16 protein-coding genes are annotated in these 19,008 nt (G+C 50.0%); 8 read left to right on the top strand and 8 right to left on the bottom strand.

The window, feature by feature from the left end:
* Positions 1–53: 53 nt before the first annotated feature.
* The gene (gene ansP / locus SK36_RS09825) at positions 54–1,496 is read left to right on the top strand and encodes an L-asparagine permease (RefSeq protein WP_045443068.1); all 1,443 of its coding nucleotides are present in this window, start codon (positions 54–56) and stop codon (positions 1,494–1,496) included.
* Between the two features lie 47 nt (positions 1,497–1,543).
* Here ansP and SK36_RS09820 read toward each other — a convergent pair whose 3' ends face one another.
* Both SK36_RS09820 and yncE read right to left on the bottom strand, forming a co-directional pair.
* The gene (locus tag SK36_RS09820) at positions 1,544–1,765 is read right to left on the bottom strand and encodes a YgdI/YgdR family lipoprotein (protein ID WP_045443071.1); all 222 of its coding nucleotides are present in this window, start codon (positions 1,763–1,765) and stop codon (positions 1,544–1,546) included.
* 136 nt (positions 1,766–1,901) lie between these two features.
* Positions 1,902–2,963 carry a 7-bladed beta-propeller protein YncE gene (gene yncE / locus SK36_RS09815; protein WP_048221421.1) on the bottom strand — a complete coding sequence of 354 codons (1,062 nt, stop codon included), beginning with the start codon at positions 2,961–2,963 and terminating at the stop codon, positions 1,902–1,904.
* A gap of 846 nt (positions 2,964–3,809) precedes the next feature.
* On the opposite strand from yncE, the gene SK36_RS09810 reads away from it, so the two are divergent.
* Positions 3,810–5,222: a hypothetical protein gene (locus SK36_RS09810; protein WP_048221420.1), complete on the top strand. Its 1,413-nt coding sequence runs from the start codon at positions 3,810–3,812 to the stop codon at positions 5,220–5,222.
* A 154-nt stretch (positions 5,223–5,376) separates the two neighbouring features.
* Here SK36_RS09810 and SK36_RS09805 read toward each other — a convergent pair whose 3' ends face one another.
* Both SK36_RS09805 and SK36_RS09800 read right to left on the bottom strand, forming a co-directional pair.
* The gene (locus tag SK36_RS09805; protein WP_045443080.1) at positions 5,377–6,411 is read right to left on the bottom strand and encodes an NADP-dependent oxidoreductase; all 1,035 of its coding nucleotides are present in this window, start codon (positions 6,409–6,411) and stop codon (positions 5,377–5,379) included.
* A 69-nt stretch (positions 6,412–6,480) separates the two neighbouring features.
* A complete protein-coding gene (locus tag SK36_RS09800) occupies positions 6,481–7,056 on the bottom strand; it encodes a helix-turn-helix domain-containing protein (protein WP_045443083.1) in 576 nt (191 codons plus the stop codon).
* 37 nt (positions 7,057–7,093) lie between these two features.
* Between SK36_RS09800 and SK36_RS09795 the strand changes: the two genes are divergently transcribed.
* Complete coding sequence (locus SK36_RS09795) at positions 7,094–7,612, top strand: GNAT family N-acetyltransferase (RefSeq protein ID WP_045443085.1); 519 nt, start codon at positions 7,094–7,096, stop codon at positions 7,610–7,612.
* A complete protein-coding gene (locus SK36_RS09790) occupies positions 7,609–8,058 on the top strand; it encodes a DMT family transporter (RefSeq protein WP_048221419.1) in 450 nt (149 codons plus the stop codon). Before SK36_RS09795 ends, SK36_RS09790 begins: the two co-directional genes overlap by 4 nt.
* A gap of 78 nt (positions 8,059–8,136) precedes the next feature.
* On the opposite strand, the gene SK36_RS09785 is transcribed toward SK36_RS09790, so the two are convergent.
* A complete protein-coding gene (locus SK36_RS09785; RefSeq protein ID WP_048221418.1) occupies positions 8,137–8,370 on the bottom strand; it encodes a YdcY family protein in 234 nt (77 codons plus the stop codon).
* A 17-nt stretch (positions 8,371–8,387) separates the two neighbouring features.
* Entirely contained in the window at positions 8,388–9,986 is a 1,599-nt protein-coding gene (locus SK36_RS09780; protein WP_048221417.1) for an ABC transporter substrate-binding protein, read from the bottom strand.
* A gap of 282 nt (positions 9,987–10,268) precedes the next feature.
* On the opposite strand from SK36_RS09780, the gene SK36_RS09775 reads away from it, so the two are divergent.
* From SK36_RS09775 to SK36_RS09765, 3 genes are read left to right on the top strand one after another with little or no spacing between them, the layout of a single operon-like run.
* Positions 10,269–11,588, top strand: coding sequence for an SrfA family protein (locus tag SK36_RS09775; RefSeq protein ID WP_048221416.1), 1,320 nt, complete (start codon positions 10,269–10,271; stop codon positions 11,586–11,588).
* Positions 11,589–11,592: 4 nt separating this feature from the next.
* Positions 11,593–14,574 carry a virulence factor SrfB gene (locus SK36_RS09770; RefSeq protein ID WP_048221415.1) on the top strand — a complete coding sequence of 994 codons (2,982 nt, stop codon included), beginning with the start codon at positions 11,593–11,595 and terminating at the stop codon, positions 14,572–14,574.
* On the top strand, positions 14,571–16,730 hold the full coding sequence (locus SK36_RS09765) for a virulence factor SrfC family protein (protein WP_048221414.1): 2,160 nt from the start codon (positions 14,571–14,573) through the stop codon (positions 16,728–16,730). The genes SK36_RS09770 and SK36_RS09765 overlap by 4 nt, the downstream gene beginning before the upstream one ends.
* Before the next feature lie 19 nt (positions 16,731–16,749).
* Here the strand turns inward: SK36_RS09765 and SK36_RS23600 are convergent, their stop codons facing one another.
* A complete protein-coding gene (locus SK36_RS23600) occupies positions 16,750–16,923 on the bottom strand; it encodes a GhoT/OrtT family toxin (protein ID WP_136345510.1) in 174 nt (57 codons plus the stop codon).
* Positions 16,924–17,115: 192 nt separating this feature from the next.
* Between SK36_RS23600 and yncL the strand changes: the two genes are divergently transcribed.
* Entirely contained in the window at positions 17,116–17,211 is a 96-nt protein-coding gene (yncL, locus tag SK36_RS23595; protein ID WP_071828932.1) for a stress response membrane protein YncL, read from the top strand.
* Between the two features lie 368 nt (positions 17,212–17,579).
* Here the strand turns inward: yncL and patD are convergent, their stop codons facing one another.
* Positions 17,580–19,007 carry an aminobutyraldehyde dehydrogenase gene (gene patD, locus SK36_RS09760; RefSeq protein WP_045443106.1) on the bottom strand — a complete coding sequence of 476 codons (1,428 nt, stop codon included), beginning with the start codon at positions 19,005–19,007 and terminating at the stop codon, positions 17,580–17,582.
* Position 19,008 lies beyond the last annotated feature (1 nt).

Genomic DNA, 19,008 nt, shown 5'->3' with positions numbered 1-19,008 from the left:
TGCAGGTGCGGCAAAAAGGATTTTGTGAATTTACCAGGCCAACAGGAAAAGTAATGAACACACACAACACGCAAGCCGCGGAACAACATGCGGCAAAACGACGCTGGTTGAATGCTCACGAAGAGGGGTATCACAAAGCGATGGGCAACCGGCAGGTACAAATGATCGCCATCGGTGGCGCCATCGGAACCGGGTTATTTTTAGGGGCGGGTGCACGCTTGCAAATGGCCGGTCCCGCTTTGGCGCTGGTCTATCTGGTATGCGGCATTTTTTCGTTCTTTATCCTTCGCGCACTCGGTGAACTGGTATTGCATCGCCCTTCCAGCGGTAGCTTTGTCTCCTACGCTCGTGAATTTCTGGGCGAAAAAGCAGCCTACGTGGCAGGCTGGATGTACTTCATCAACTGGGCAATGACCGGGATCGTCGATATTACTGCGGTGGCACTGTATATGCACTACTGGGGCGCTTTTGGCGACGTGCCACAGTGGGTGTTTGCCCTCGGCGCGCTGGCGATCGTCGGTACCATGAACATGATCGGCGTAAAATGGTTCGCGGAGATGGAGTTCTGGTTTGCGCTGGTGAAAGTATTGGCCATTGTCATTTTTCTGGTGGTCGGTACGGTTTTTTTAGGTACCGGAAAACCTCTGGATGGTAACACTACCGGCTTTCATCTGATCACCGACAATGGCGGCTTCTTCCCGCATGGTCTGTTGCCTGCTCTGGTGCTGGTGCAGGGCGTCGTCTTTGCTTTTGCCTCCATTGAACTGGTGGGTACAGCCGCCGGCGAATGCAAAGATCCGCAAACAATGGTACCAAAAGCGATTAATAGCGTTATCTGGCGAATTGGTCTGTTCTATGTTGGTTCGGTCGTCCTGCTGGTATTGCTGTTGCCCTGGAATGCTTATCAGGCAGGTCAAAGCCCGTTTGTCACTTTCTTCTCAAAGCTCGGCGTGCCGTATATCGGCAGCATTATGAATATTGTGGTGCTCACTGCGGCGCTCTCCAGTCTTAATTCCGGACTGTACTGCACAGGACGCATTTTACGTTCGATGTCGATGGGCGGTTCTGCACCTAAATTTATGGCTAAAATGAGCCGCCAACAGGTGCCCTGGGCCGGGATCCTCGCCACGCTGGTCGTGTATGTCGTAGGGGTTTTCCTTAACTATCTGGTACCTTCGCAGGTTTTCGAGATCGTGCTTAACTTCGCCTCGCTGGGCATCATTGCGTCATGGGGATTCATCGTAGTATGTCAGATGCGTTTGCGTCGGGCGATTAAAGAAGGCAAAGCGGCAGACGTCAGCTTCAAGTTGCCAGGTGCCCCGTTTACTTCGTGGTTAACGCTCTTGTTCCTGCTGACTGTGCTGGTGCTGATGGCATTTGATTATCCGAACGGTACCTGGACTATCGCGTCATTACCGTTGATTGCCATTCTGTTGGTTGCCGGGTGGTTTGGCGTGCGTAAGCGCGTGGCAGAAATCCACCGCACCGCACCGTAACATTTGCGGGGGAGATCGGATATCCGGCCTCCCCTTTTTTCTGGCGCTTAGTTAGCTTCAATTAACTGAGCAACATCATTGCTGTTAATTTCCCTCGCGTTCCCATCCTGATCGGTATAACTGGTCATCCCTGTGTCTTTATCCAGCTTCGGTTTACCCTGGGTGACAATGGTTTGTCCGCTTTTCGTCGTCATGACGTAATCAGTGGTACAGCCCGCCAGTGTAAACAACATCACACCCGCACAAAGGCAGATAAATGGCTTTTTCATGGTAATCCCGTGTTATTCAGTTAGCCGTAGAGGACGTAGTGTAAGTCCCTGATGTTTGTCAGGCCAGAGATGGGGTGTAACGAGGCGTATCGTGGGGTGTGGATAAATGACTGGAGGGGTTTCCCCCTCCGGGCAATTACAGCGCGATGCGAATAACATCATCCGGCTGAGTCGCTTCCTGCTCGCGTGAAGATTTCTGTTTCACGCTGACATACAAGGTTTTGCCATCACCTGAAAGCGCCAGGCTGTTCGGGAAGGTTGGGGTATCGAATGTTTTGACGACTTTGTAGCTTTTCGCGTCAATCACACTAACTTTACCTGCCTGACGGTGCGTCACGTAGACTTCGTTACGCGCCGGGTTGAACAGTACGGCCAGAGATTCCGGCGCGGCAACTTTAGCCAGCACGTTGCCGTTACGGGTGTCGATAACCAAAACTTCTGCCGCTTTAGAATCGGTGATAAACGCGCGGTTACCCGCCGTATCCAGGCTCAGGTTGATGAAGAAGTGCTCTTTCCCGTCATCAAGCAGCTTTTTACGGCTGAGAATTTTGTTATCTGCCGTATCGATGGTAATAAACTCGCCATCGGCATTGGTGGTGTACAAGCGTTTGGCCTTACTGTCGATAGCCAGACCGGTGCTCATTTTACCAGTGTTCTGAATTGTGGTTTTCAGTTTGATCGTTTCACCGTCCACAACCCAGATAGCGCTCTCTTTGCCTATTCCGCTAATGTACACCGTGTTGGTAGCATCATCAGCGACCAGTTCACGAGGCTGCAGCGGACGGACATCTTCAGAACGTTTACGATCGTCCAGCACCAGACGCCCTTTCACGTCGCCAGTTTTGGCGTCCAGCGCCGTTACCGCGCTGTTGACGGTGTTACCAAACCATAATGTCTGAGTGGCATTGTTGATCGTGGCACCGAACGGTTTGAGATCGTTATGAATAACCTGGGTCACTTCAAGCGTGACCGGATCAAGACGATAAACCACCCCGCCCTTATCCAGCTTGCGGCTCTGCGATGTGGCAACCCACAGCGCATTTTCTTGCTGGCTGTACGCCATTTCGTAGGCGCCTTTGCCCACGGCTTTGCGCAGCAGTTCTTCCGCAGCCTGCGTGCTAAATGACGATGCAACGAGCAGTGAACCTAACAGTAAAGAACCACGCAGACGCGGTGAAAACAGATGACGTAAAGACATGACGACTCCCTTTGATAAATTCGTATGTTACTGCTTCACATAGCCTCAATGAGCAAAATCATGGTCTTGCTCTTCTTAAGAATGAGAATAGTAATCATTATTTATCTCAAAGTGGAGTGTTAATTCACTTTTTGGCTACAACCTTCTTAATTTCTCCATGAATGATTGCAGGTTATGCTTTTATGAAACAGAGAACAATTTGCCAGGATACATGATGACGTTCACCTCATATCCACTGCTTCTCTACGTGTAATGGAGGCTCATTGCCGCCTCCATTACAACTCTGGCTCCTGGCGCGGAAAATCATCGTTGCGCAATTCATTCGTCAGTGGCGGCCTAACCAATGGAGATTCATCTCTGGCATAGCGCAATTTTGTACACGACGCATACGACCCAGTGTTAAATCCTGTCGGCTTTTGTTCTCAAGCGCGTATCACGCTGATTTTGACGGGCGCGCAAAATCGATCTCGATATTTTTAATATTGTTATCTTGCACAGATAATACGATGAGTTCTCAGCAAATCTCGTCGAAAAATCAATGTATTAAATACAGCCATCTTTACTGATTTTCTTTAGTTTCGCCGCATCTGTAAGCCGAATGTTGAAAGTGAAACAAAATTTATACAATCACAGTTAATGAGATGTGTAAGACGAATATGGAATGCTGTTACTGTAAGCAATTAGCTCATGAAATGAAGCTCATCATCATGATGAACACCTGTTCTAAAATTGAAATCACTATAAAATTTAAGAATTTTTGTTTTTTACCGCATTATATATTCATCGACAAATCCGACACTACCATAACAACATTAATGTAAAAATTTTAACATAAAAGGCTACAATATGAACGACCATGTTAATTTCCTTCTTTGTTTGCGAACTTTAATATTAAAACTCTATAAAAATAAAACCGACCTCGATGTCATGATTTTAAAAGAATATGTATTAACTAACTCAAAATATTTCACTGGCACACCTGAAACCATAAGATTTATTGATGAGCTATTCTATCTGTGTGAAGATTTTAAACGTGAAAATATAAAATCATTTTACATCATTTGCTATGATTTATATGTTTCTATTTTAGACAATACAATCATGGATATTTACTTTTTAGGTGAACAAGAAAGTTTCGTTGAATTTAAGAAAAAGATAAGCAAAAAAAATGCAAACTTTATATTCCATGATATAAAAACATATTCTTTTGATAAGAATGTTATCAAAAAAGAATTATCAGAGAGTAAGTTATCAATTTTTGCATATGATTATTCAGGAAGTACTGTTTTTTTAAAAGGCGGGATTGGAAAACCTTTTTCCTGTCATTTACATGAAAACGCAATAAAACCAAGAGAGTTGTCCATCTGGTATGATTTCCTTTCACATCAATACAATAGATTTATAGATCAAAAATTTAACACTGTCATTTTCGGTTCATCATATGCCTTCCATGCATTAACAGATATAAATTCAATACATTCGACAAGCCTTTCTATTCCAGGTCTGGATATAACAAACGCACACGATCTTTACTTTAAAACAAACACCATCAACCCTATAAACAAAACAATATTATGCTTTGGATTCTATGATCTTTACAAGGAAATTAGTAAAGGGAAATCAATTGTCTATACATATGCAAAAGAAAGCATGAATAAATTCAATGATCGACACTATAACTCAATTAAAAAAACAGAAATAAATGACTCAAATGATACATTAATGCATAAATTCAACACGGAATCTATAGATGTTTTCATTGAGAGTATCTACATTAATCAAAGGAACATTAGTGAATGTTCTTGTCATAGTACAGAAAGTATTGCAGAAAAACTATCAACAATGCAACGTGATATAAACACTGAAAAATTTCTAAATGCAGATAAACACTATCTTGACGGACTCGGTATTGTTGCACAACATAATAAATACAAAAAACATGCAGACTCTTTCAAGTTAAACTGTGAAAGAATCATGGATATTAAAAATGCAGCAGAAAATAATAAAAATCATGTTTACATGATAATACCTCCCGTATCAGTAGCCTATATAGAAAATCTTGATGAACAGATAAAAAACGAATGCAAACGTTTTTTATCTTCCATAGAGTCAAAACATTTTCATATCTTTGATTTTTCTGCCGATAAAGACTTTAACTACACGGAGTTTACTGATGGCCATCATTTAAATATTAATGGAGCTATAAAATTTCGGGAAAAACTCTATTCTGCAGGAGTATTATCGAATAGAGAGTTATAAACATCCAGGATACCCCTAGTTAAGTACGCAGAAACAGGGGCATTATACCTGAAAATATAGCCAGCACGAGAGGCTGGATTTAGGGCGCCTATAACTCGTTCCAGCAGAGGCAATATTTTCAATGCCGTAGGCGCCCAATCACCTACCTTAAGTATCATTCATCAGCAAGGCGAATTACGACTTTGCCAAAGTTTTTCCCTGTGAGCAGGCCAATAAACGTTTCCGGCGCATTTTCCAGACCGTCGGTTATTTGTTCACGATACTGGATCTTGCCTTCTTTAACCCACCGCCCCATCTCTTGCTGAAATTCATGAATACGATGGCCATAATCCTGACTAATGATAAAACCCTGCATCCGAATACGTTTTTTCAATATTGTTGCCATCAACAGCGGTAACCTGTCAGGACCAGTCGGTAACGCCGTCGCGTTATACCCACTGATCAGGCCACAAACAGGGATTCGCGCTGAGGTATTGAGTAACGGCAGAACTGCGTCAAAAACTTTGCCACCCACGTTTTCATAATAAATGTCGATCCCCTGCGGACAAGCCTGCGCCAGCTGTTTTGCGAAATCCTGCGCATGGTGATCGAGACAAATATCAAACCCGAGGACTTCTGTCGCATGGCGACATTTCTCCGCTCCGCCAGCGACACCCACTACCCGACATCCTTTGAGCTTACCGATTTGCCCAACGGTTGCGCCAACAGGTCCGGTTGCCGCCGCAACCACCAGCGTTTCTCCGGCTTTAGGCTGTCCGATATCGAGCAGGCCCATATATGCCGTAAATCCCGGCATGCCGAGCAGGCCCAGCGCCCATGAAGGATGTTCAGGGTTGTCGCCTAATTTTACCAGTCCACTGCCATCGGAAATATCGAAGTCCTGCCAACCGCTGTAGCTCAGGACCCATTCCCCCGTTTTATAGTCAGGATGATTCGATGTGACCACCCGGCTTACGGTGCCTCCTACCATGACTGCACCAATTTCAACCGGAGGAGAGTACGACGGTTCCTCGCTCATGCGGCCACGCATGTAGGGATCAAGAGACAGAAAAACGTTGCGCAGTAAAACTTGCCCTGCACCAGGAGTCGCTACGGTATCCTCTTCAAGCCGGAAATTACCCGGTACTGGCGCACCATGCGGACGTGAAGCCAGTACCCAGCGGCGATTGCGTTGCATTTGTTGACCCATTGATGTTCTCCTCAGCTTTTGGCATGAATCCATCAATAGTAGTTCCCCTCCGGTGGAGATGCTTTCACATTAATTGCCTGCATGGTTTAACCGAACAACCAGGTAAACGCAGGATTGCGAGGTTTCATTGATAAAGCGGCAGTCATTCGGTGGACCGAGTTCCAGGCAATCACCCGTTTTCATTTCATGTCTCGTGTCTCCTTCCACAAACACTAACTCCCCCTGCTGCAACCAGATAAGCTGTCTGGCCTGCACATAGGAAGAGGCTGGCATCGGGATATCACTGCCGGCGGGCAATTCAATCTGCACCAGATCAATGGGCAGATCGCTTCGCGGGGAGACATGGCGGCGCAAATAGTGGCTTTGCGGATCGTGCCAGACAGGCTGATCGGCGAAACGCAGTAGTTTCCCCTCCTGCATTTCAGCACGTGCAATCAGCGTAGACATGCTGATGCCAAAAGCGCCGGACAGTCGTCCCAGCAGCGTTGCTGTTGGACTGCTTTCGCCACGCTCAATTTTATGGATCATCGCCCGCGACACGCCTGCGCGCTCAGCAAGCTCGGTCAGCGACCAGCCGCGAGATTCCCGCTCAACGCGAATTCTTGCACTGATCCGTTGATTTATACTGTCTTCAATAGTATTCATATCGTAATACTATAGTGAACAACGCCTGAGGTTCAACATGTCAATTCGATTCGCCAGCAAAGAAGACTGCACGGCCATTGCAGAAATCTATAATCACGCAGTACTCCATACGGCAGCTATCTGGAACGATCAGACGGTCGATGCCGAAAACCGGATCTCATGGTACGAAGCCCGACAGTTGATGGGATATCCAGTGCTGGTGAGTGAAGAGAATGGCGTGGTCACGGGGTATGCCTCCTTTGGCGACTGGCGTAATTTTGACGGATTCCGCCATACCGTCGAACACTCGGTGTATGTGCATCCGGATCATCAGGGAAAGGGTCTGGGACGGGCGCTACTCAGCAGGTTAATTGATGAAGCCCGCGCATGTGGCAAACACGTGATGGTGGCGGGAATTGAGTCACAGAACGAGGCATCTCTGCACCTGCACAGCACGCTAGGTTTTAAGCTGACCGCGCAAATGCCGCAGGTCGGAACCAAATTTGGTCGCTGGCTGGATTTGACTTTTATGCAACTACAACTGGACGATCGTAGCGAACCGGATGTGCGCGAATGAACCAGACGCTGACACTCTCCTTTCTGATTGCTGCAGGCATCGGTCTGGTGGTGCAAAACACCTTAATGGTGCGTATAACTCAGACCTCATCGACAATCCTTATCGCCATGTTGCTCAACTCGCTGGTGGGGATCGTGCTGTTTGTCAGCATTCTGTGGTTTAAACAAGGTGTGGCCGGATTTGGCGAGCTGGCCTCCAGTGTGCGCTGGTGGACGTTAATTCCCGGATTGCTGGGGTCGTTTTTTGTCTTCGCCAGTATTAGCGGATACCAGAACGTGGGCGCAGCCACCACCATTGCGGTACTGGTTGCCAGCCAGCTGATAGGCGGTCTGGTACTGGATATACTGCGCAGCCACGGCGTACCGCTACGTGCGCTGGTGGGGCCGGTTTGTGGTGCGGTGATGCTGGTAGTTGGCGCCTGGTTAGTGGCGAGACGTTCGTTTTAACTGCCGGATGGCACTACGCTGTTCCGGCCTACAAATAACACGAAAATGCAGGCCGGAACCACCCTGTTCGTCAGGGTGTCAAAGGATAGTACCGCCTTTGGTCAGTTGTTCACGACGAACTTCCATATCCTCTTTATATTGACGCCCATGGTGCGCGATAGCCGTTCGCAAACGCTGCTGCTGGGTGTAACGCTCTTCCCGGCTTAGCTCTGCATCATCGCTGAGCGCAATCAGCAGTTCATTCATATGCGTAATAACGCTCTCTCCAATGGCGGCGTCGACACGTGCGCTGACCTCATCCAGGTGCGACATACTTTCTCCTTAACACATTAATTTAGTTTTGCTTTTGAAAAATCACTGCCCATCAGACTCACGCTGTATCCGCTGACATTGCTGCGCGTAGCATAAAACGTCTTACCGTTTGCCAGCGCTATCCATGGTGCCTGCTGGTAGAATATCTCTTGCGATTGCTGGTAAAGCGCGGCGCGATCTTCCGGTTTGCTCACCAGTTTCGCCTTTTGAACCAGGGAATTATACTCTTTATCACACCAGCGCGCGGCGTTTGATCCAGTTTTAATACTGTTGCAACCCAACAGTACATCGGCAAAGTTATCAGGATCCCCGTTGTCAGACATCCAGCCAAACAGCGCGGTGTCATGCTCACCCTTGCGCATTCCAGACAGGTATTCTCCCCACTCGTAAGAAACGATTTTCGCCTTTACGCCGACTTTCGCCCAGTCGCTTTGGATCATCTCGGCGATACGACGGGAATTCGGGTTGTACGGACGTTGAACCGGCATTGACCACAGCGTCGCCTCAAAACCGCTCTCCAGCCCCGCCTGCTTCAGCAACGCTTTCGCTTTCTGCGGGTCGTAATCATAATCTTTCAAATCTTTATTGAAGCCCATCATATTCGGTGGGATTGGTGATTTTGCCACCGAGCCTGAACCTAAAAAGACGGCATTGATAATCGCTTTTTTATCGGTAGCGTAGTTCAGCGCCTGACGAACCAGCACGTTATCAAACGGTTTTTTCTCGGTGTTAAACGCCAGATAACCGACGTTCAGCGCATCGACAGAATGCAGTGTCAGGTCGCTATTTTTCTTAATTTCCTCAAACTGCACTGGCGCAGGCGCGGGGATAATCTGGCATTCGTTGGTTTGCAGTTTTGCCAGTCGCGTCTGTACGTTTGGCGTAATCGAGAAGATCAGATGCTTCGTCGGCACCTCGCCATCCCAGTAGTTCGGGTTAGCCAGATAGCGGATTTGTGAATCCTGCTTGTACTGTTGCAGCACGTAAGGTCCGGTACCAATCGGCCAGTTATCGACGTTTTCCGGGGTGCCTTTTTTCAGCATTGCATCCGCATATTCAGCGGAAAGAATGGATGCGAAGTCCATCCCCCAGTCGGCCAGAAATGCCGCGTTTGGTTCATTCAGCACAAACTGGACATGGTAATCATCGACCTTCTTCACTTCTTTGATCAACTTGTCCAGCCCGACATCGTTGAAGTACTCATAGTTGCCCTGCGATACTTTGTGGTACGGATGATCGGCATCTTTCTGACGTAACACAGAAAAAACAACATCATCAGCATTGAAATCGCGGGTGGGTTTAAAGAATTTATTGCTATTGAATTTTACGCCCTGACGCAGGGTAAAGGTGTACGTTTTACCGTCCGGTGAAATTGTCCAGTCGGTTGCCAGCGACGGTACAGGGGTATTTTTTACCGGATCAAAATTGATGAGCCGGTTGTACAGCACCTGCGAACTGGCCACAAACGATGGACCGGAACTGGCGATTTGCGGGTTAAATGATTCCGGCGACGCTTCAGAGCAGTAAATAATGGTGTCAGTACTGGCCGCGAATGCAGCGCCGGTTGGTAATACTGCACTGAGTGCCAGCGCGAGCAACGTTTTCCTTGCAGTCATGGTTATAAGCCTTCTTATTTTATTATTAACACGATTATCAGAGCATAGCTGACAAAAACTGACTAATAACAAATCACTATCAGGTTATTCTAATCCGGTGTATTTCGCTGATTAATTCGACAGCACAGGTGGAATAATTTCCGTTAAGTCTTTTTCAGGACGTCAAGATTTTTCCCAATACTCTATGCCATGAAAATTCGCCCCTTTTTGCCTCTCTTCTGACGTTTGCTTGTTTTCATAACCCGTAAAGTAGATGTGTGAAGAAGTCTAAGGGATAACAACGTGGCAAAAACTCTCTTGCGCAGCGGCAATTTGGATGACTATCAGGCCGTGGGCGGCGGCGGTCAGGCCGTTTTTGATTCAGCATTGCAAATTCGTGAAACGCTTCGTTTGCGTAAACAGCAGGCGATGGCGGATTGTCTGGCAATTCCACAAATTAACGATAACGGCGATCGGGTTGACTGGTATTCCCCGATCGAGGGAAAAGCTGTCGCGTGGAAAGCCGCGGATGAAGACACACGTTTGCGGGCAATGCGTTATCTGGGAAGCACCCTGGAAAATGCGGCGGCCCTGAGTCGCAAAAGCCTGCAATCGGGTAAAACCGCACTGCAACTGTTTGGTTCACTGCTCGAAAAAGCGATTCAATTTCCGGGAGAGAACCACGTTTTTCTGGTTGATGGTAAGCCTGTCATTACGTTCTGGGGCTTCGTCAATCTAAACGAAAATACCCGTGATGATGTGCTCGATTGCCTGCGAGTCAGCGATGTTCCCCCGGTCGTGCCTGCCCCGGAGCCAGGGGCTGAAGAAGATGTCACGCAGGAAATCACCTTTGCCGAGGCCGATGCACCGTTGCTGACGCCGGTCGTTGAATTGCCTGAACCCGCCGAACCAGAACCGCAAGCTCCGGTCATCATTAGCGAACCCAAGGTTACACCGCCAACTGCACAAATACAGAGTAAGTCGACACGCCGTCTGCCGTTGTGGAGCCTTCCCGTTGCTGCGGTGATTGTCGCTGCCATAGCCGCTCCACTGTTGTGGAAGCAACAAGCTCCAGCACCAATTGTAGCGGCTGTAGAGACACCTATTGAAGTCGCAAGAGTTGACAGTAAACCGCTGCCAGAACTGAGATCGGTGTTGCCGTTGCATCGGGCGGAAGTCACTCCAGCAGCCAAAAAAGAAAAGCCCGTTGACGGTCCCGTTGTTATTGCCGCCATCCCGAAAGATGCGTTGGTCATGGACGCCAACCAGATGAAAGCGGGTACCACACGTTTCCTCAACGGAAACTGGCGCGTGATGGTCGATGTTAAAGATCCGGTCAGCGGCAAAGCGCCATCACTGCGTTATCAGATCCAGACTAATAAAGGCACTGCACGGGTTGTCCATGGCGACAATATTGTGTGTCGTGCAGAGATTTTCTCTGGCCTGCACCAGTCGGGCGAATTAATGATTAAGAGTCGCGGGAATGCACGATGCACTGACGGCTCGCGTTATCCGATGCCTGAAATCACCTGTAAAGCGGGAACCAACGATGTTGCGGCCTGTACCGCGCGTTATGACGATCACGCTGAGATCCCACTGACTATCAAAAAAATAGGTGCCTGATTTTATGTTGGTCAATCTGTGTGATTACAAACAGAGCGTAACGCTCATCGCTAATAGCGGCGTGCAGTTTCTCGATTTCGGACTGACTCCGCAGGAATCCGCTCACCACGGTCGTTTCGTTCGCAAAACGGCAAACGGCCCACTGCTGAGGCTGGATTTCGATCTCACAACGGGACGCTATACCCTGCCAGGTAACACCGGCGGACAACCTGAGGTGGTGAAGCCGGAAAGTACCCAGACGTTACATTATTCGCTGGACGTACTCGATGGTGTCTGGTTACCCCTGCCGTTCCTGCGTTTTAACCCACCCCGCACGTTTGTCGAAGGCCCGGATAACTGGGCGCGCGTACAAGTGCGAAAGCTGGCGCAGCCAGACAGCGCAGGCAACACCCACCGCGTCACTATCGCGCTGGACAGTCAGCTTGCCGAACACGCACCAGCCGCATTGACGCCAAACGAAAACGATCTGCTTAACGGAACGCGATTTGCGCTGGCCTGGCAGGATAACGAAATTGCAGATTTCCTCGACCAGACCTGGATTGACGGCTGGTTGCGAGAGTCCTTCCTGCATCATGTCACGCAGGAAGAGAGCCGTTCAGAGCAGGAGATCCAACTGGCGCTGCGTAACTTCGAATATCAGGCGCACTGGCTGAATTTGCTGGCACTGTTAGGTGAACAGTTATCTGTCCCGGAAGTGAAGTTGGTCACGCATACCCTCAGCACCCCCGCTATTCCTGTCGATCTCATTTTAGATATCGGCAATACCCATACCTGCGGTGTATTGATTGAAGATCATGGGGATGCCAATGACGGTCTGCGCCAGACTGCTGAACTGCAGGTCCGTTCGTTAAGCGAACCTCAGTTTCTTAACGATCCGCTGTTCACCAGCCGACTGGAGTTTTCCGAAGCGCGCTTTGGTAAGCAGCACTTTTCCGTTGAAAGTGGCCGTGATGACGCCTTTATCTGGCCGTCTATCGTGCGCGTCGGCGATGAAGCCCGAAAACTGGCAATGCAGCGTTTGGGGACGGAAGGCAGCAGCGGGATCTCCAGCCCACGCCGTTATTTATGGGATGAAACGCCCGTTTTACATGACTGGCGCTTTAGTCAGATGAATGGCAAAACCCAGCGCGAACCGCTTGCCACGGCCTTTCCGTTAATGAATCTGATGAACGATGACGGACAACCGCTGTTTAGTCTGCCACAGGATGACCGGCTGCCAGTTTTCTCCCCGCAGTACAGCCGCAGTACGCTGATGACGCATATGTTGTGCGAGATTCTGGCTCAGGCTCTGGGGCAAATTAACAGCGTGGCAACACGTCTGCGCCTCGGATTCCCGGCCTCTCCACGCCAGTTGCGCACGCTGATCCTCACCCTGCCCTCTGCGATGCCAAAACAGGAGCGCGAGATCTTCCGCCTGCGCATGTTTGAAGCGATTGCCCTGGTCTGGAAAGCGATGGGCTGGCACCCGCAGGATGAAGATTTCACCACGCGCAAACAGCAGGAAAAGAGCGTGGTTCCCGTCCCGGAGATCCAGATGGAATGGGATGAAGCCAGCTGCGGACAACTGGTGTGGTTGTATAACGAAGCCATTTCGCATTATGACGGGCACACCGAATCATTCTTTAACGCTCTCTCCCGTCCGGATCGCCAGCCGGAGCCTGATGAAGTCAAAGGTCGCGCGCTGCGCGTCGCATCAATCGACATTGGCGGAGGCACAACGGATATGGCCGTCGTGCATTATCAGCTTGATGATGGCGTTGGCGCGAATGTCAAAATTACGCCGCACCTGCTGTTTCGTGAAGGATTCAAGGTTGCCGGCGATGACATGCTGCTGGATGTGATTCAGCGCTGTGTGTTACCTGCTCTGCAAACCCGGTTACAGCAGGCGGGCGTCACCGATGCCGCCGCACTGCTGGCTACGCTGTTTGGCGATTCGGGGCGCATCGACACCCAGGCAATTTTACGCCAGCAAACGGCGTTACAGCTCTTTATGCCGCTCGGTCATGCTGTGCTCTCCGCCTGGGAGCAGAGCGACATTAACGATCCGGTAGCAGGACTGCATGCCACTTTTGGCGAATTGCTGTCTCAACGTCCAACGCGCAATGTGATGAACTACATTCAACAGGCTATTGATCATGCGCTGCCGTCGGGTTCGCCAGTCTTTGACTTGCTGAGTGTCCCGTTACAGGTACAGTTCAGGCAGCTCCAGGAGGCATTGCTGGCTGGACAATTTACCCTTACTGCCCCACTGCACGCTGTCTGCGAAGCCATTTCACATTATCGCTGCGATATTTTATTAGTCACCGGCAGACCCGCCTGCCTGCCAGGCGTACAAGCGCTGATCCGTCATCTGCAACCGGTACCGGTTAACCGCATGATCTGGATGGACAACTACCGTGTACATGAATGGTATCCGTTCAGTCAGCAAGGTCGCATTGGCAATCCGAAATCCACCGCCGCCGTTGGTGCAATGCTGTGTAGTCTGGCGCTGGATCTACGCCTGCCACGCTTTAACTTTAAAGCCGCCGATATCGGTGCGTACTCTACCGTACGCTATCTTGGCGTACTGGATAATACGGTCAATACGCTGCGTGATGAGAACATCTGGTATCACGATATCGATCTCGATAAGCCAGGGGCAAAACTGGATACTCGTCTGCACTTTCCGCTGCGTGGCAACGTGACGTTAGGTTTTCGTCAACTGGCTAACAGTCGCTGGCCCGCCACTCCGCTGTATACGCTCAGTATTAACTCTGCCGAACTGGCGAAAACCATTGCTGGCGATGGCGTCTTAAATGTGCGCTTACAACTACGCGGCGGTACTAAAGAGACAGGCCCGGAATTCTTCGTTCTGAGTGATGCCTGGCTGCAGGATGGCACACCCGTTGCCGCCAATGCCTTAACGTTAAAACTGAATACGCTGGCAGACCGTCGTCATAGCGGCAGCCATTACTGGATTGATAGCGGGAGCGTGTACCTGAAATGAGCAAGATGTTAAACACCGCACAGGCCGCCATCAAATGGGTGACTGAAACACGTCAGCGTACGACACGTCTTGATGATGAAGCGGACGCTCTGTTGGCTCAGCTAACGCTGACGGCAGTTAATGAATCTGCGCTGAATGCGGCATTAACCGCGCAAGGTTGTGTTGGATTATATGGACATTCTCAACCGGCGAAAGCGCATCTGTTATCCGCCCTGTGTAGCAATGACAATGGCAAACTCAACATCACCGCCCCGGACCGTAGTTTTGATTACTTTACGCATATTAACCCCGGACATGCACCGACCAATATGGCGATCCGTTTTACGCGTAAAGAAAACCCGATTGATAGCGAATGGCCTCTGCGTCTACGGTTGATGAGTGAGGCAGAACTGGTACAACTGTTTATCGCGCAGTTCTGCTCATTACCCGACAACCGCCAGGTTGAGAGGTCAATCATTGAAGCACGACTGGAAAAATGGCAGACGCTGCGCCAGCGTCATCCAGTTCAGGGGGTTTCCGCACAAGATGTGGCGGCAATCGGCCGCTTCTGGCGAAACAGTGTTCCCTCCAGCCAGCAGCAAATTGACGATGCATTGTGGCATCACTTTGCCACACTACTTCCCGCACTGGATCTGACTACCCGGGCACACGCATGGGCGTTGCTATGGGGGGAACAACCGGAGCTAACGCAGCAATGGCTGGCGCTGGCACACACGTTGCAGCAAACCGGTCATGCGCAAGAAATAGCCGCGCCGCTAAGCTTGCTGGTCGACCATTTTGGTTTGCCCGCCGAAAACTTCCTGACCCAGGTAGCATTAACCGGAAGTGATGCACAAAGCGACGTGGTCGTTCATCCCATTGATAATAATCAGTTACTCAATGCGGTCAGCCTCTCGCTGGACTCCCTGGCCCTGCTAACGAGTGAACTGGTACTGCCAGTTGAAGACAATGTGCTTGGCAATGTGGATCTGCTGGATATTCCTCTTGCACCTGATACGCACCCGCATCCGTTGTGGCGTGCAAAATTAGGTTGGATGCTGGAACATTACCGCCAGCATCTACAACCGGATGTCTTAGTGATCTGCAATGCCGTATCTACGCGTTCACAGACGCCAGCGATTACCCGAACGCTGCTGGGTTGGGTCAACGATACCCAACCGCTGCATGATGCCGCGTTGCCTGGCGTGGTATGGGCGATTACTCCCCAGGACGCACGTTTTACTACGCAGCAAAACCTGGATGAAGCCGTTCAACAATTAATGGGCAAACCCGGATTACACTGGGGCACGTTGCAGGCACTGGACAAACATAGTGTTCAGCGACTTGTTGAATGGTTGTCTCAGGCAACGTCACCGCACCAGCGCGAGGCCCGATTGACTTCCCTTCGCGAGCAGTACCAGCAGCGCATTCGCGAAACCCTGAACACCTGGCTGAATGTTGCTGATGAGGGATCCGGTGCGAGCGAATCAGTGATCCGCCAGTTACAGGCACAGGCGGCAAAACATGGCGAGCTGTTGGATGGTCTGCTGCCGCCAATGCGCAGTTTTGAGTCCCTGCTACGCATTCAGCAGCCACGGGAAGAACAGGTCAGTGGCTTATTTAATGAAGAGATCGATCTGTTTGCTGAGGTGCAGGACACATCGCATCAGCATGAGAATAAAGAAACCGGATATCAGGCGCATAAAATGTGGGTCAACCATGTACGTCAATGGTGCCGCAATGAGAATAATGCGCGACGTCTTCGCCTGGAACCCCGTACGTTGAGGCAGGTTGCCGACATACTGGTCACGACCAGCTACAGACTGCAGATGCCTCAGCAGTTACAGCGTATTATGCAACGCGAGAACGTCTGCGGGGCACAGTTGCACGCCGATATCGGTGATTTTATTACCTGGCTTGGCTATGCCAACGTAGCGGAGGAAAAGCGGCCAGCCAGCAGGATCCAAAAGGGTACGGCTATTTTTAGCGCGCCGGTGCAACAACCTATGTTCCGTCTGACAAAGCTGGATGAACAGCCGCTGCATGGTGCAAGCCGTTATGTGTACGACTGGCTGGTTGCTCTCTACACTCGTGCTAATGAGAATGTGGGCTATCAACATCCTTCAGATATTACTGAGGCAGACAGGAAACAATTGCTCGCCTTGCTCAGTACCTGAAGCGGCGGTAACGCCGCCATCAAAAAAGAGAAAACAGGAGTGCGACGGGAAAACTCATCGGCCATGTCGCCCCAACTAACACCGCACTCAGAAAGCGAATACGCTTTTTATCGCGGGATAGAAACCAGGTGATGATAGCCGCGACTGCGGCCATCACCGCATAAAAAACCAGCATTTTTTGGTACAAAGACATTTGGGGCATCCAGGCCAGAGGGGAAAATCGCGCGCAATATGCTCTTTTTCATGACTCACATCAAGTTTTATTCATTTTTTTCAGAGAAACGCCTGAAAAACACCCTGTTACCACAATGTTCAGAATGGGTACTATTGCGGTTCGTCTTAACCCGTACTATACCCATAGGGGTTAAATCGAAAGGTGGCAAAAATGAATGTTTCCAGTAAAACTGTTGTGCTGATAAATATATTTGCTGCTGTAGGACTTTTCAGCCTGATATCCGTAAGGTTCGGCTGGTTTGCGTGATGTGATTCGTGTTGATTAATTGCAGCGCCTGCTGGCAGAGAGATGGCGTTCTCTCTGCCATTAGTATGTGATCTTCCCACTCCACCGCCATCCGGTAAATTATCCTTAATGCGTAATATCCCTAATCCTTCTGCGGCATTAAATAATAAAACCTGGCAATGTGTGTATGCTGTTCAGTAATGCATTTATGGGGGGGAATTTGTGGTTCGGGAACAAGGTCCCGTTTAATGCGAAATTAGTCTGACCTCGCGGATAATTCCAACTTACCGCCGTCCAATGGCGACGAGGCCAGTGGCGCGCATAGTATAGAGACACGTTTGCCAATATTTAGCTATCCGTGCCTCTTTCACTGTTCGCGACTGAAGATTTTACTCGTGTTTGATCATCACATGCCGGACAACCGTGTAATCCTCCAGCCCGTAAACCGACATATCTTTGCCATAACCTGACTGTTTTTGTCCGCCATGCGGCATTTCACTCACCAGCGTGAAGTGGGTATTGACCCAGGTACAGCCATACTGCAGACGAGCACTTACCCGATGTGCGCGACCAACGTCCCGCGTCCAGACAGACGACGCCAGCCCGTACTTCGAATCGTTTGCCCACGCCAGCACCTGTTCTTCTTCATCAAAGACGGTCACGCTAACCACCGGACCAAAGACTTCCCGTTGAACGATGGCATCTTCCTGCTTCGCCCCTGCCAGCAGCGTCGGAGCAAAATAATAGCCACCTCCCTCCACTTTTTTACCGCCAGTGATGACTTTGATGTGGCCAAGTGCTTTGGCCTCTTCTACTGCTTTTGCCACGCGCTCAAGGTGTGCTTTTGAACTTAATGGCCCCAGTTCTGTTGATTCATCATCCGGCGCCCCGGTTTTCAGGCTGGCGACAGCCGCGCCCAGTTTTTCTACCAGCGCATCATAAATCCCCTTTTGTGCATAGATGCGGCAAGCCGCAGTGCAATCCTGTCCGGCGTTGTAATAACCAAACGTTCGCACACCATTAACGACCGCATCCAGATCGGCATCATCAAAAATAATGACTGGCGCTTTTCCACCCAGTTCCATATGCGTGCGCTTAATCGTAGGCGCGGTATGCTGAATGATGTGCTCCCCGGTCACAATGGAGCCCGTCAACGAAACCATACGCACTTTTTCATGTCCGGTCAGCGGATCGCCCACCGTTGCGCCTCTGCCGAACAGGACGTTAATGACACCTGCCGGGAAGATATCTTTCGCGTATTCCGCCAGTTTCAGCGCCGTAAGTGGCGTAATTTCTGAAGGTTTGATTACCACGCAGTTACCTGCCGCCAACGCCGGTGCCAGTTTCCATGCAGCCATCATCAGCGGATAGTTCCATGGGGCAATAGATGCCACCACCCCGAGCGGATCTCGGCGGATCATTGACGTATGCCCTTCCAGATACTCCCCGGCAGCCGACCCGTGCAAGGTGCGAGCAGCCCCGGCAAAAAAGCGGAAAACATCCACGATGGCTGGAATTTCATCATTGAGCACACAGTGCAACGGCTTGCCGCAGTTGAGAGACTCCAGCTCAGCAAATGTTCGGGCATTGTTTGCGATGGTATCCGCCAGTTTAAGCAGGAGCTCCGATCGCACTTTCGGCGTTGTTTGTCCCCATGCTGTAAACGCATGGTCCGCAGCGCGAACGGCGGCATCAACCTGCGCAGCCGACGCCTCCGCAATTTCCAGGATAAGCTCTCCGGTCGCAGGGTTGTAAACTGGCTGCTTTTCACCTTCACCGCCGACCAGCTCACCGTTAATCAGTAATAAATGTTGCATA

The organism is Citrobacter sp. MGH106, assembly GCF_001037495.1.
GTDB lineage: Bacteria > Pseudomonadota > Gammaproteobacteria > Enterobacterales > Enterobacteriaceae > Citrobacter > Citrobacter murliniae.
This window is presented reverse-complemented; position numbering and strand designations above follow the sequence as displayed.

What these genes read in the sequence shown, in the direction of transcription:
- SK36_RS09770 (WP_048221415.1), top strand. Translation starts at nt 11,593, where the DNA reads ATGTTGGTCAATCTGTGTGATTACAAACAGAGCGTAACGCTCATCGCT.
- ansP (WP_045443068.1), top strand. Translation starts at nt 54, where the DNA reads ATGAACACACACAACACGCAAGCCGCGGAACAACATGCGGCAAAACGA.
- SK36_RS09780 (WP_048221417.1), bottom strand. Translation starts at nt 9,986, where the DNA reads ATGACTGCAAGGAAAACGTTGCTCGCGCTGGCACTCAGTGCAGTATTA.
- SK36_RS09810 (WP_048221420.1), top strand. Translation starts at nt 3,810, where the DNA reads ATGAACGACCATGTTAATTTCCTTCTTTGTTTGCGAACTTTAATATTA.
- SK36_RS09800 (WP_045443083.1), bottom strand. Translation starts at nt 7,056, where the DNA reads ATGAATACTATTGAAGACAGTATAAATCAACGGATCAGTGCAAGAATT.
- SK36_RS09785 (WP_048221418.1), bottom strand. Translation starts at nt 8,370, where the DNA reads ATGTCGCACCTGGATGAGGTCAGCGCACGTGTCGACGCCGCCATTGGA.
- SK36_RS09820 (WP_045443071.1), bottom strand. Translation starts at nt 1,765, where the DNA reads ATGAAAAAGCCATTTATCTGCCTTTGTGCGGGTGTGATGTTGTTTACA.
- SK36_RS09790 (WP_048221419.1), top strand. Translation starts at nt 7,609, where the DNA reads ATGAACCAGACGCTGACACTCTCCTTTCTGATTGCTGCAGGCATCGGT.
- SK36_RS09805 (WP_045443080.1), bottom strand. Translation starts at nt 6,411, where the DNA reads ATGGGTCAACAAATGCAACGCAATCGCCGCTGGGTACTGGCTTCACGT.
- yncL (WP_071828932.1), top strand. Translation starts at nt 17,116, where the DNA reads ATGAATGTTTCCAGTAAAACTGTTGTGCTGATAAATATATTTGCTGCT.
- SK36_RS09795 (WP_045443085.1), top strand. Translation starts at nt 7,094, where the DNA reads ATGTCAATTCGATTCGCCAGCAAAGAAGACTGCACGGCCATTGCAGAA.
- patD (WP_045443106.1), bottom strand. Translation starts at nt 19,007, where the DNA reads ATGCAACATTTATTACTGATTAACGGTGAGCTGGTCGGCGGTGAAGGT.
- SK36_RS23600 (WP_136345510.1), bottom strand. Translation starts at nt 16,923, where the DNA reads ATGTCTTTGTACCAAAAAATGCTGGTTTTTTATGCGGTGATGGCCGCA.
- yncE (WP_048221421.1), bottom strand. Translation starts at nt 2,963, where the DNA reads ATGTCTTTACGTCATCTGTTTTCACCGCGTCTGCGTGGTTCTTTACTG.
- SK36_RS09765 (WP_048221414.1), top strand. Translation starts at nt 14,571, where the DNA reads ATGAGCAAGATGTTAAACACCGCACAGGCCGCCATCAAATGGGTGACT.